A 12,539-nucleotide genomic window follows, 5' to 3' on the forward strand; every position below is an offset into this window, starting at 1 on the left:
GGGCGCCCCGCAACAGGCGGGGCGCCCTTGATGTCTGTCTGTCAGAGGAGCCGACCGGGCAAGCCCGGCCGGCTCCTCTTTTGCTGGTGGGCGTCAGTCAGCCCGTTTGGCCGCGGGTTTCGCATTCGTCGTCAACTGGGCGAGGGCGGCCTGCACTGCGGCTGCCAGCTGGGGATCGCGCCCCGCCAGCATGTCGGCCGGAGTCAGCGCCACCTGTACGTCCGGGATCAGCTCCTGATTCTCGTACAGGGTGCCGTCGGGGTTGCGCAGCCCCAGGGTCGGGATGCCGTAGGCAAGGCCCGGGATCAGCCTGGAGGTGTGGGCATACACCATGGTGCCGGTGCCCGGCACCGGCTCACCGACGATGGGGCCCACCTTGAGGGTGCGGTAGTACTGGGGAAAGGCCGAGCCTTCCGAGTAGCTGCCCGCATTGACCAGCACCACCGAGGGTTTGGTCCACTGGCGGGTGGCGGCGTCCGTCTCCCCTTTGCCAAGGCGTGGCCAGCTGCGGGCCATGCCCTGGGCGCTGCCGCTGCCGGTCAGGAACTCCACCAGGGTGTTGGCCAGATAGCCCCCCTTGTTGAAGCGCACGTCGACGATCAGCGCCTCGCGGTTGCGCTGGCGACCGAGGGCGTCGGCCACCACCTCCTCATAGACGGCGCTGCTCATCTCCGGCAGATAGACATAGCCGACCCGCCCCTGGCTCAGCTGCTCCACCTGGCTGCGGCGCTTGGCGATCCAGCCGTCGAGCTGCAACTGATACTCCTGCTGCAGGTCGATGGCGGTGACCTCCAGCTGGCTGGGCTCCTTGGCTCCCTTGGGCAGCACAGTGAGCGCCAGCCGCTGGCCGGCCTGGTGGTTGAGCAGGGCATCCAGCTCGTTGAGGCTGTGCAGCTCGGTGCCGTTGACGGCCAGCAGCCGGGCTCCCGGTGCCAGATCCGTCTCCTGCTCTAGCGGGCCGCCGGCCAGCAGGGCGTCGAGCTCGACCGCCCCCTGTCGCTCGCGCCAGTAACCGCCGAGGCTGGCGGTCTCGTCCGGCATGCGCAGGGAGGGGGCCGGGCCGCTGCCCCAGGTGTGGGAGACATTGAGCTCGCCGGCCAGCTCCGCCAGCAGGTTTCCGAAGTCACGATCGTTGCTGATGCCGGGCAGCAGGCGGCGATAGGCGGCCACATAGCCGTCCCAGTCCACCCCGTTCATGTCGGCCCGGTAGAACTCGTCCCGGGTGAGGCGGGTGATCTGGTCGAAGGCGGCGCTCATCCGATCCTGCCAGCTGGCGGTGATCAGCAGATTGAAGGGGTGGCTGCTGGCCTCGCCGGAGCGGGTATCGATGAGGGCGATTTCCCCCTCCCGCACCAGAGTGGCGAGGCTGGCATCCTGGTTGAGGCTGGCCTGCGCCGGCCCCGGTTGCTCGGCAAACAGCAGCTTGGTTTCCCTCTTGCGCAGATCCTGGGCGTAGCCCTTGATCTCGCTATCGCCGTTGGCGTCCATCACCTCCACCAGATAGATCAGATGATCGTCGACGATGCGACTGGCGAGGATGGGGCCCTCTGGCTGCAGCTGGATCGCCTCCCGGTGTGCCAGCCGGTCGGCTTCGAAACCGTAACCGGCCTTGGGTGGCGCCTGTTCGGCGATGAAGTCGCTCTTGGCGGCGCGGCTGCTGTAGAGGCCGAGCAGGCTGCCGCCGAGGGGCTCGCCATCGGCGCCCAGCACACCGTACTTGGTGGATTGCCAGTAGAGGATGCCGCCGTCCTGACTCCAGGCAGGATCGCCATCCCGATAGCCGTTGAGGCTGACGTTGACCGGTTTGGCCTTGGCATCCCGGGTATCGATGACGGCGATCTCCTGCTGGGCGGAGTCGGGCTGGATGGTCAGCGCCAGGTGGCGTGAATCGGGGGCAAAGGCCAGCTCCACCGCGTGACGGGAGGGGTTGAACTCGGCGGCGACCAGCTGGCGCTGCTTGCCGCTGGCCAGATCCAGCAGGTGGACGGCCTGGCCGTCCACCACGAAGGCGAGCTGTTTGCCGTCGGGGGAGAGGGTCGGCACGCTGATGGCGGCGCCCGGGATGGCCAGCAGTTTCTCCTCGGTCAGGGGGCCGGGGTCGCTGAACAGCTTGTCCGGTTGAGCCTTCTTGAGGCGATACAGCGCCGCCGGCCCCTCCTGTTCGGAGAGGTAGATGATCTCCTGCTCTTTATCCAGATAGCGCGGCGCCGACTGCTCGCTGGGGTGGCGGGTGAGCTGGCGTACCCGCTCGCGCCGGGTGTCGACCGCGTAGAGATCCCCCTGGCTGACCAGGATCACCTCTTCCCCGTCCTGGCGGGCGATGGCCTCGTCCACGGGGCCGGGCTGCCAGCTCTGCTCGGCCGGTACCTTGGCGAACAGCGGCTGGATGACGAGCTTGCGCGGGGTGTCGCTGCCGGCATCGAGGCGGTAGAGCTCCCCCTGCCAGGACCAGACCAGATCCCCCTGGCGGGAGGCCGAGAGGCCGCGCACCGGGTGGCCCTTGAAGTGGGTGAGCTGGCGATCCTGGCCGCTGGCCAGATCCCGTTGCCAGACGTTGAAATCGCCGCTGCGCTCGCTCAGGTAGTAGAGCTGCTTGCCCTGCTGGTCCCAGACTGGATCGCTGGCGGCCACCCTGTCTTCGGTCAGCTGGCGATGCTGCTTGCCGTCGAACAGCCACAGACGGGAGACGGCAAACGAGTGCTGGTGCTTGCGAAACGGCTGATCCATGCCCGGCATCTGGTAGGCCAGCTGGTTGCCGTGGGGGCGGGCCAGGGTGGCGGGCAGGGGCTGGGCCGGGGTCAGCGGGCCGCCGGCAACCGGCGTCCAGTAAAGGTTGCCGGCCTGATAGCCTTCTGCCACGAAGTGATCGGCGTCGGGGTCGGTGAGGCGCTGGCTGCTCAGCAGCAGCTGCTTGCCGTCGGCGCTGAAGGCCTGGGGCAGGTCGGGGCGCGAATCGCGGGTCAGCCGCACCATCTCGCCGCCGTGGCTCGGCACCACGAACACGTCCTCGTTGCCGTAGATATTGGCGGCAAAGGCTATGAGTTTGCCATCCGGCGACCAGAGCGGGCGCTGGCTCAGGTAGTTGCCGTCGGTGAGGGGCACGGCGGTGCCGCCATCACCGGCGCTCAGGTAGACGCGGCCCTGCCAGGTGAAGGCAAGCTGCTTGCCGTCGGGGGAGAGGGCGGGCTCGCGCAGCCAGAGCGGCTCGGCCGCCTGCAGGGAGGAGCAGAGCAGCAGGAGCAGCAGGGAGAGTCGGTATCGCATCGTGAGGTTCCTGAGAGGTGAAAAGCGCCTTATCTTCCCCCAATGTCCCGCCCGGGACTATCCCGAGATAGGGGGGTTATCCCGTTGTTTTGGCAGTTAATTGTAACAATCTATAAAAGATGGCGCGGGATATGTTTCTCTGGATATATTGAGTATTGATGGCGATCCAATATGATGGCGCTCGCCCGCCACACGAGGCGGTGCAGTTCAGATGATTTGGTAACAGAAAAGCCCTTACCAGAGGCTTGCCGAGGGATGGAATGAGAGCCGTATTACTGTGTTTGCTGGGGCTGTGGCCCGCATTGAGTTTTGCCACCCTGTCCGCCGATATGGTGGTGGTGAAGAAATCGAGTTATAGCCTGACCCTGATGAAGGATGGCAAGGAGGTCAAACGCTACTGGATCGCTCTGGGTCCGGCTCCCAAGGGGCACAAGCAGCGGGAAGGGGATCAGCGCACGCCGGAAGGCCGTTACATCCTCGACTACAAGAAGACCAACTCCAACTATTACAAGGCCATCCACATCAACTACCCGAATCTGGACGACATCAAGGCGGCCAACGAGATGGGTGTGCGACCGGGTGGCATGATCATGATCCACGGTCAGCGCAACAGCATAGGCAACACCCGCCTGCAGCCGTCCAACTGGACCAATGGCTGCATCGCCATGCTCAACAAGGATCTGGACGAAGTGTGGAACGCCATCGAACCCGGCACCCCCATCATCATTCAGCCCTGACCCTCAACAGCGCGCCACCTCCGGGTGGCGTTCTGTTTTTTGGCCCCTCTGTTCATCGTCACCTCTCTTTACCCGCAGCCTCTTGGTATCCGTCCCCGTGCTGTGCTAGTTTTTCCGGCTCGCCGTGGACGCAACAAGGATGATCCCATGCCATCAGCAACCTGCTCCCGGCCCGTCGGGGCCGAGAGTACCCGCGCGCTCTGGTGGCGCGCCTCCATCGATATTCTGCCGCTCTCCGTCTCGGTGATCCCCTGGGGGATCCTGTGCGGCGCCCTGGCGCTGCAGGTGGGGCTGAGCCCGCTGCAGGCCCAACTGATGTCGCTGCTGGTCTATGCCGGTGCCGCCCAACTCTCGGCCACCACCCTGTTCGGGGCGGGCACGCCACTGCTGCCCATCATGGGCTCCACCTTCGTCATCACCTCCCAGCACCTGCTCTACGGCTTCACCTTTCGCCGCGACGTGCTGCCGCTCTCCCTGCGCTGGCGCGCCAGTCTGGCGTTCTTTCTGACCGACGAGATGTTCGCGGTGGCGCTCAAAGACCGGGAACGCAGCGGCCGTTTCGATCCGGCCTACGCGCTCATCGCCGGCTTCGTCTTCTATCTGTTCTGGAATGCGGCGACCCTGCTCGGCATCGCCGCCGGCCAGTACATCGACGGGCTGGATCAGATGGGGCTGGACTTCGCCATCGCCGCCACCTTCATTGCCATGACCATTCCCGCCATGAAGAACCTGCCCATGGTGGCGGCTACCCTGGTGAGCGGTGCCATGGCGCTGCTCACCAAGCCGCTGCTGGCGGAGGTCTACATCATCATCTCGGCGCTCTCGGGCATGCTGGTGGGTTATGTGCTGCACCGGATGAGGAGGTAATCATGAGCTGGCTGATGATAGGCCTGCTGGCCCTGATCACCTTCTTCAACCGCTTCGCCTTCTTCTCGCGGCTGACCCGTTATCAGCCGGGTGCCGAGATGGGGGCCTTCCTCAGTTTCTCGGCCCAGTCGGTGCTGACCGCCATCTGGTTGCCCATCGTCTTCAGCTATCAGCCTGGCATTGGGCTGAGCTGGGATCCGGACTACCTGGTCGCCACCCTGCTGGTGACGGCGCTGACCCTGTTGCGACTGCCGACCCTGCTGGTGGTGGTGGTGGGCATGGGGGGCTTCTTCCTGCTGCGCTGGCAGGGGGGCGTGGCCCAGCTGCTGCCCTGGTTGGGCTAGGCCCGTGATCTTGCATGGCGGATGTCTTCATTGGATATCCGCCATGTTGTGAATGTCACTTCAAAAAACACCTCTCAAGTGTGAGGATTTAGCTCCCATCCGTCGAGGCGCGAGCCATGTCCTTCACCGAAACCTGTCAGCGCATCGTGCGCGATCCCCTGCTGTCACCGGCCCAGAAGAGCCATGCCCTGGCGCTGGCCGCCGAGAATGCGCTGCCCTATCCCGAGTTGCCCGCCGAGGTGAGCGAGGCGATGGCCAAGGGCTTTGTCTGCGACATGTTCGAGGGGCACACCCCCTACAAGCCGCGCTATGTGCTACCGGATTACGAGAAGTTTCTGCGCCAGGGCTCGGCCTGGCTGGAGCTGGCACCGCCGCAGGATTTCGACGAGGCGCTCGATGCTCTGCGCATCCTCTACCACCATGTACCCTCCGTCACCGGCATGCCGGTCTGGCTGGGCCGGCTCGACCACCTGCTGCTGCCCTTCGTCGGCGAGCTGGATGACGAGGCCCTCTATCGCAAGCTGAAGGGGTTCTGGATCTACCTGGACCGGGTGCTGCCGGATGCCTTCATGCACGTCAACATAGGCCCGGATGACAACCGGCTCTGCCGCCTGATCCTGCGCATCGACGGCGATCTCAAGCAGGTGGCCCCCAACCTCACCCTGTTCCACGATCCGGCACAGACCCCGGACAGCCTGCTGCTGCAGGGGGTGAAGAACATCGCGGCCTGCAGCAAGCCTCACATCGCCAACTACCCGCTCCATCGCAACACCTTCGATGAGCGCGGCTTCGGCATTGTCAGCTGCTACAACGCCCTGCCCCAGGCGGGCGGCGCCAACACCCTGGTGCGGGTCTCCCTCAAGTGGGTGGCCGAGCAGGCCCACGGCATCGACGACTTCCTGGGCTGCCTGCTGCCCCACTACTGCCGCCTCGCCTCCCGCCTGATCGAGGCGCGTGCCGCCTTCCTGCACCAGGAGTCAGGCTTCTTCGACAGCTTCCTGGTGCAGGAAGGGCTGCTGGAAGAGGGGCGTTTCGTGCCCATGTTCGGCATCTACGGCATGGCCGAGGCGGTCAATTTGCTGATGGACAAGGAGAATCTGCCAGAGCGCTACGGCCGGGACGAGGAGGCGAACCAGCTGGGCTACCGCATCTCGGCCCAGCTTGCCCGCCACGTGAGCGAAACGCCGCAGCGTCACGCCTGGGGCGGCCGCGCCCTGCTCCACTCCCAGGGTGGGCTCAGCGTGGATCGCGGGGTGACCCCCGGGGTGCGCATCCCCTATGGGGAGGAGCCGGATCCCGCCAGCCACGTGCTGGCGCTGGCCCCCCACCACGGCTTCTATCACTCCGGGATCAGTGAGATCCTCACCCTGGATCCCACCATCCGCCAGAACCCGCAGGCGCTGCTGCAGCTGTGCAAGGGGGCGCTCGCCATCGGCATGCGCGAGTTCACCGCCAACGTGGCCGACAGCGATCTGGTGCGAGTGACCGGCTACATGATCCGCAAGAGCGACGTGGCCCGTTTCGCGACCGAGGGCTCGCGGCTGCAGACCACCTGCCTTGGCGCCGAGGCGAGCGAGTTGACCGGGATCCGCCAGCGGGCACCGCGGGTGGTGGGGCGCGAGGCGACCCTGTGTGACTACTGAGTGCGGCAGGCGGGCAGGGGCGGCGCGCACCGCGACGGTGAGCCGCTGGTTGCCCTTCTCCTGCGTGGACGGCCCCGGCAACCGGCTGGTGCTGTTTCTGCAGGGCTGCAACTTCGCCTGCCCCGGCTGTCACAACCCGCACACCATCGGCCTCTGCGATCATTGCGGTGACTGCGTGCCCGGCTGCCCGAGCGGGGCGCTGATCCTGCACGAGGGGCGGGTTAGCTGGCAGGTGGCGCACTGCACCGACTGCGATGCCTGTCTCGATGCCTGCCCCCGCAGCGCCAGCCCCAAGACAGCTGTCATGACGGTGACCGAGGTGCTGGCCCTGCTGCGCCGCTACGGCCCGCTGCTGACCGGCATTACCGTCTCCGGCGGTGAGGCCACCACCCAGCTGCCGTTCGTGATCGCGCTGTTCACGGCCATCAAGGGGGCGCCGGATCTGGCCCATCTCGGCTGCCTGCTCGACAGCAACGGTTCTCTCGCCGAGGCTGGCTGGCAGCGGCTGCTGCCGGTGCTGGACGGCGCCATGATCGATCTCAAGGGGTGGCGCGACTCTGTGCATCACACGCTGACCGGCTATGGCCGCGAGCGGGTGCTGGCGTCGCTGCAACTGCTGGCGCAGGCGGGCAAGCTGGCGGAGGTGCGCCTGCTGCAGGTGCCGGGGCAGAGCGACTATCTCGCCGCCGACGGCACGCTGGAGGGCGGGCTCGCCGCCTTCTTGCGCGCCCTCGGGCCCGTGCCCATCCGCCTCAACGGCTTTCGCCATCACGGCGTGCGCGGGGCGGCGCAGGGCTGGCCAGAGGCGGCGCGAGAGGAGCTGGATCAGCTGGCCGCTGCGCTGGCGGTGGCCGGGCTCGGCCCGGTCAGCCTGCCGCCACTGCTCTGAGTAGCCGGATGCTAATCAGCTGATCGCAAAGGGATTTACTACTACAAGGCAAGATTGGACGGCGAACCGAGCGGTTCGGCGTGGCTTTTTTGCTGCCTGAGTCTTGAGATGACGTAACTGTGATTGCTGTCTATTTGAGCTCTGCGAGGTGGCGGCTAGAATGGGTCAATCGCCCACCATCAACAGACGAACATGAGTGAATCCAACGCCTTATATCGAGTGCAGTTCATTTGTCACAACGAGCGTTACGAAGTCTATGTCAGGGAAGTGAGCCAGGGTCAGCTGTTCGGCTTCATCGAGATCGCCAACTTCGTGTGGGACAACCACACGGCGCTCATCGTCGATCCCAGCCACGAGAAGTTGAAGAGTGAATTTGCCGACGTCAATCGCACCATGATCCCCATGCACCACGTGCTGCGGGTCGATCAGGTGCGCAAGCAGGGCGCTGCCCGCATCACCGAACTGGGCAACAACGTCTCTCCCTTCCCCAGCCCCATCTACACCAAGAAACCCTGACACCCGCCATGCCCGGCCGGCGTGTACCGGGCATGGTCGTCTTTATCCCAGCTCGCGGGCCAGTTGCAGGATGCGCTGGCGAAACCAGCGCCGGGCCGGCTCTTCTCCGGCCGGGCCGTACCACACCAGGCTGTGGGTGACGGCGCCGTAATCGAAGGGAACCGGCCTGCTCACCAGAGCGTGGGGGGCCGCCTGCTCGGCCCAGCCACCGATGGCGGTGAGGATCAGATCGCTCTGGCGCAGCAGGGCTGCCGCACTGCCAAAATCCGGCAGGATGGCGGCGATCTGCCGGCGCACCTGCAACTGGGCCAGGCTCTGTTCGAAGAAGGGGTTGGCCAGCTCCTGATCGCGAATGGCGATATGGCGCCAGCTCAGGTAGGCATCGAGATCCCAGGATCGCGCCAGCGCCGGGTGATCCGCGCGCAGCAGGCAGACAAGCTTGTCCTCGCGCAGGGTCTCCCACACCAGCCCTTGCTGGCGGGGCAGGGGCTGGCTCTGATCGTGGGGCAGGATCACGAAGTCCAGCTTGCCCGCCGCCAGCGCCGCCAGCCCCTGCTCATCCTTGTTGCGAATGTCGGGCACCAGGCCCGGCACCTCGCGCATCAGCTGCGCCAGGATGGGCCCCATGGGCCAGACCATGCCGCTCTCGCGCAGGGCGAATTTCAGCTGTCCCTGCCAGCTGGCGGGATCGAACCCGCCCTGGCCGGTGAGGCCGTTGAGCTCGCTCAGCAGCCGGTGCAGGGTGGGGCCGAGCCGCTCGGCGAACGGGGTCAGCAACAACTGGTTGCCCTGGCGGTAGAGCAGCTGATCGCCGAGCAGATCCCGCAGCTGGTTGAGGGTCTTGCTGACGGTGGAAGGAGTGGTGCAGAGCCGCTCGGCGGTGCGGGTGACGCTCTGGCTGTCGAGCAGCAGATGCAGGGTGACCAGATGACGGCCGCCCAGTCGTGACAGCGCGATCAGATCCATGAGGCCTCCTGCTGCGAGACGAGGCGGGCCGGATGGCGTAATGGAGACGGCGCGATCAGGTTCATAGGGACTCCACAAGCAAACGGGACAAACAAAAAGCCCCGCCTGAGCGGGGCTTGCGGGGATCAGCCCTTGAGCACGGCGGCCATGGCGTCGGCCACGTAGTCGACGTTGCGGCTGTTGAGGCCCGCCACGCACATGCGACCGGAGCGCACCAGATAGACGGCGAACTCCTCGCGCAGTCTGTCCACCTGCTCCGGGGTGAAGCCGGTGTAGCTGAACATGCCGCGCTGGTTGATGAAGTAGCTGAAGTCACGGCCCGGCACCTTGGCACTCAGCACCTCGAACAGCTTCTCGCGCATCGCCTTGATGCGGGTGCGCATCTCGGTCACTTCATCGACCCACATGGCGTGCAGCTCGGGCTGGCTCATCACCGCTGCGGTGATCTGGCCGCCGTGGGTGGGGGGGCTGGAGTAGTTGCGGCGCACGGTGGCCTTCATCTGGCCCAGCACCCGGCTCGCCTCTTCGGCATTTTGGCAGATGACCGACAGGCCGCCACAGCGCTCGCCGTAGAAGGAGAGGTTCTTGGAGAAGGAGTTGCTGACGAAGAAGCTGACGCCGGCAGCCACCATGGCGCGAATGGCGTAGGCATCCTCTTCCAGCCCGTCGCCGAAGCCCTGATAGGCGATATCCATAAAGGGGATCAGGTTCTTCTCGACCACCAGCGCGATCACCTGGTCCCACTGGGTGCGAGAGAGATCCACCCCGGTCGGGTTGTGACAGCAGGGGTGCAGCAGCACGATGCTTTTCGCCGGCAGGCTGCTCAGGCAGTCGATCATGGCGTCAAACTGGACGCCGCCGGTGGCCGCATCATAGTAGGGGTAGTCGTGCACCTTGATGCCAGCGCCCTCGAACATCGCCTTGTGGTTGTCCCAGGTGGGATTGCTGACCCACACCTCGGAGGTCGGGAAGTAGCGCTTGAGCAGATCGGCGCCGATCTTCAGCGCGCCGGAGCCGCCGATGGTCTGGATGGTGGCGATGCGACCCGCCTTGACCGCTTCGTGGTCGGCACCAAACAGCAGGTGCTGCACCGCGGTGCGGTAGTTGGCGGCGCCTTCCATCGGCTGGTAGGGGCGGGGGGCCGGGGCGGCGGCGCGCTGGGCTTCGGCCTGCTGTACCGAGGCCAGCAGCGGAATGCGGCCCTGCTCGTCGTAATAGAGGCCGATCCCCAGGTTCACCTTTTGCTCGCGGGTGTCTTTGTGGAAGGTTTCGACCAGGGTCAGGATGGGGTCGCCAGCATAGGCATCGACGTGTTCAAACATGGGGGGTCCTTGCGAAATGGAATCCAGGGTATGGCGATCAATGATCGGCGGTCATCATGGCGTAAAGCCGGCGAGGGCTCAAGTCTGAAAGGGCCGTGGGGCCGACGCCGCCCAGCCGTAAACGGGATGAGGCGGGCCACCCGCGGCCCCATCCACTGGCCCTACTTCAGATAGGATCGCAATACTCGCACCACCTGATCCAGATCCTCCAGCCGCTCGGCCTGGGTCGCCTCTTCGGCGCCGAGATGTTCGCGCATGTGGCCCTCCAGCACCTCCAGCATCAGGCCGTTGACGGCGCCGCGAATGGCCGCGATCTGCTGCAAGATGGCGGCGCAGTCGCTCTCCTGCTCCAGCGCGCTCTCCAGTGCCCCTGCCTGCCCCTTGATGCGGCGCACCCGCGCCAGCAGCTTCTTCTTGCCGTGAATGGTGTGTGACATGCAGGATCCTCTCGATCAATAAAACTATACTGGGGTATAGTATATTGCATTATCATCCTCAGGAGAAATCCATGTCATCCCTCGCCTCATCCCACTGCCACCAACCCGTCGTCCACGAAGGGAATCCGCTGGCCGAACAGAAGACCCGCTGGGCCGTGCTGCTGACCGTCATCATGATGGTGGCGGAGATCGGCGGTGGCTGGTTCTACAACTCCATGGCGCTGCTGGCCGATGGCTGGCACATGAGCTCCCATGCGCTGGCGCTCGGCCTGTCGGTGCTGGCCTACCGCGCCGCCCGCCACTTCGCCCGCGACCACAGATTCAGCTTCGGCACCTGGAAGATCGAGGTGCTGGGGGGCTTCACCAGTGCCCTCTTGCTGGTGGGAGTGGCCGGCATGATGCTGTTCGAATCGGTGTTCCGGCTGCTGGATCCCAGCCCGATCCACTACCAGCAGGCCATCGTCATCGCCATCGTCGGCCTGCTGGTGAACCTGGCCTGCGCCTGGCTGCTCAAGGATGATCACGGTCACCACCATGGGCACGGCCACGACCACCATCATGATCATCACGACCACGCTCACCCACACGATCATGGCCAGCATCACGGTCATCAGGATCTCAACCTGCGCGCCGCCTACATCCACGTGCTGGCGGATGCGGCCACCTCGGTGCTGGCCATTCTGGCGCTGGTGGGGGGCATGCTGTGGGGGGCCGACTGGCTGGATCCCCTGATGGGCATAGTGGGGGCCGGGCTGGTGGCGGTGTGGGCCTGGGGCCTGCTGCGCGACTCCGGCCGGGTGCTGCTGGATGCCGAGATGGACGCGCCGCTGGTGGCGGAGATCCGCGAGGTGATCGCCGAGTTGCCGGACGCCGAAGTGCGCGATCTGCACGTCTGGCGGGTGGGCCAGCAGCAATATGCCTGCGTGCTTTCCCTGTTGATGGCGGCGCCGGTTGCCGCCAGCGAGATCCGCGCCCGGCTCGCCATCCACGAGGAGCTGGTGCACGTCACCATAGAGGTGAGCGCAGCCTGATCCTGGCCGGTTGGCCGCACGCAACAACAGGAAGGGGCCAAGGCCCCTTCCTGTTTTTCTGGCTCAGTGCGGCTGGCCCTGCACATCCTCCGGTTTGTGCTGCCAGATGGCGCCGAGCAGCAGCTTGAGCAGCAGCTCGGGCGGGTTGTCCAGCAGCCGGCCCGACTCCAGCAGCAGGTGGCCGTCGGCCCGAAAGCCGAGGCTGGCGTGGATGGTGCCCTCCTCGCCGCACACCTGGAGCAGCCCGCTCAAACTGCCGCGCTCTCCCGGCTGGCAGCGCAGCCGCAGCTCCCGTGGCTCCCCCAGCAGGGTGAAGGCCCGGGTGAGGGGCGGGGTATCCTCATAATCCGGCCAGTTGAAGAAGTGGTACTGCTCGGCGAGCGTCCCCGCCTGCTGACAAAATTGGTCGAACAGCTGGGCAATCTCTTGATACTCCAGGTCCAGCCGCCTGGCCTGCTCCTCAATCCGCTTCATCTGTCGTGGCTCCCTCTCTCTTGCTGTATCCACTTATCCATTTGATCGG

12 protein-coding genes are annotated in these 12,539 nt (G+C 65.7%); 7 read left to right on the plus strand and 5 right to left on the minus strand.

What is annotated here, in order from left to right; translation table 11 throughout:
• Window positions 1-93: 93 nt before the first annotated feature.
• Complete coding sequence (locus R2E40_RS03055) at window positions 94-3,264, minus strand: S41 family peptidase (RefSeq protein ID WP_318164739.1); 3,171 nt, start codon at window positions 3,262-3,264, stop codon at window positions 94-96.
• Window positions 3,265-3,524: 260 nt separating this feature from the next.
• Between R2E40_RS03055 and R2E40_RS03060 the strand changes: the two genes are divergently transcribed.
• The 6 genes from R2E40_RS03060 (at window position 3,525) to R2E40_RS03085 (ending at window position 8,260) form a co-directional block, all read left to right on the plus strand.
• Entirely contained in the window at window positions 3,525-4,001 is a 477-nt protein-coding gene (locus R2E40_RS03060) for a L,D-transpeptidase family protein (protein ID WP_005308598.1), read from the plus strand.
• Window positions 4,002-4,148: 147 nt separating this feature from the next.
• Window positions 4,149-4,868, plus strand: coding sequence for an AzlC family ABC transporter permease (locus R2E40_RS03065; protein ID WP_011704586.1), 720 nt, complete (start codon window positions 4,149-4,151; stop codon window positions 4,866-4,868).
• A gap of 2 nt (window positions 4,869-4,870) precedes the next feature.
• Window positions 4,871-5,212, plus strand: coding sequence for an AzlD domain-containing protein (locus tag R2E40_RS03070; protein WP_017408987.1), 342 nt, complete (start codon window positions 4,871-4,873; stop codon window positions 5,210-5,212).
• A gap of 116 nt (window positions 5,213-5,328) precedes the next feature.
• Complete coding sequence (locus tag R2E40_RS03075; protein ID WP_318164740.1) at window positions 5,329-6,855, plus strand: YjjI family glycine radical enzyme; 1,527 nt, start codon at window positions 5,329-5,331, stop codon at window positions 6,853-6,855.
• Window positions 6,856-6,892: 37 nt separating this feature from the next.
• Window positions 6,893-7,744 carry a YjjW family glycine radical enzyme activase gene (locus R2E40_RS03080; RefSeq protein WP_318165532.1) on the plus strand — a complete coding sequence of 284 codons (852 nt, stop codon included), beginning with the start codon at window positions 6,893-6,895 and terminating at the stop codon, window positions 7,742-7,744.
• A gap of 192 nt (window positions 7,745-7,936) precedes the next feature.
• Window positions 7,937-8,260, plus strand: a complete 324-nt coding sequence (locus tag R2E40_RS03085) for a DUF1820 family protein (RefSeq protein ID WP_011704589.1) — start codon at window positions 7,937-7,939, stop codon at window positions 8,258-8,260.
• Between the two features lie 42 nt (window positions 8,261-8,302).
• Here R2E40_RS03085 and R2E40_RS03090 read toward each other — a convergent pair whose 3' ends face one another.
• From R2E40_RS03090 to R2E40_RS03100, 3 genes are all read right to left on the minus strand, one after another.
• Window positions 8,303-9,226: a LysR family transcriptional regulator gene (locus R2E40_RS03090; RefSeq protein WP_017408990.1), complete on the minus strand. Its 924-nt coding sequence runs from the start codon at window positions 9,224-9,226 to the stop codon at window positions 8,303-8,305.
• Window positions 9,227-9,351: 125 nt separating this feature from the next.
• Window positions 9,352-10,548, minus strand: a complete 1,197-nt coding sequence (locus tag R2E40_RS03095; protein WP_318164741.1) for an amino acid aminotransferase — start codon at window positions 10,546-10,548, stop codon at window positions 9,352-9,354.
• A gap of 161 nt (window positions 10,549-10,709) precedes the next feature.
• Entirely contained in the window at window positions 10,710-10,985 is a 276-nt protein-coding gene (locus R2E40_RS03100; protein ID WP_017408992.1) for a metal/formaldehyde-sensitive transcriptional repressor, read from the minus strand.
• A gap of 71 nt (window positions 10,986-11,056) precedes the next feature.
• On the opposite strand from R2E40_RS03100, the gene dmeF reads away from it, so the two are divergent.
• On the plus strand, window positions 11,057-12,016 hold the full coding sequence (gene dmeF / locus R2E40_RS03105) for a CDF family Co(II)/Ni(II) efflux transporter DmeF (protein WP_039216093.1): 960 nt from the start codon (window positions 11,057-11,059) through the stop codon (window positions 12,014-12,016).
• A gap of 63 nt (window positions 12,017-12,079) precedes the next feature.
• Here the strand turns inward: dmeF and R2E40_RS03110 are convergent, their stop codons facing one another.
• On the minus strand, window positions 12,080-12,490 hold the full coding sequence (locus tag R2E40_RS03110) for a hypothetical protein (RefSeq protein WP_318164742.1): 411 nt from the start codon (window positions 12,488-12,490) through the stop codon (window positions 12,080-12,082).
• Between the last annotated feature and the right edge of the window lie 49 nt (window positions 12,491-12,539).

It is taken from the genome of Aeromonas sp. CD, assembly GCF_033349375.1.
GTDB classification, from domain to species: Bacteria; Pseudomonadota; Gammaproteobacteria; order Enterobacterales; family Aeromonadaceae; genus Aeromonas; species Aeromonas hydrophila.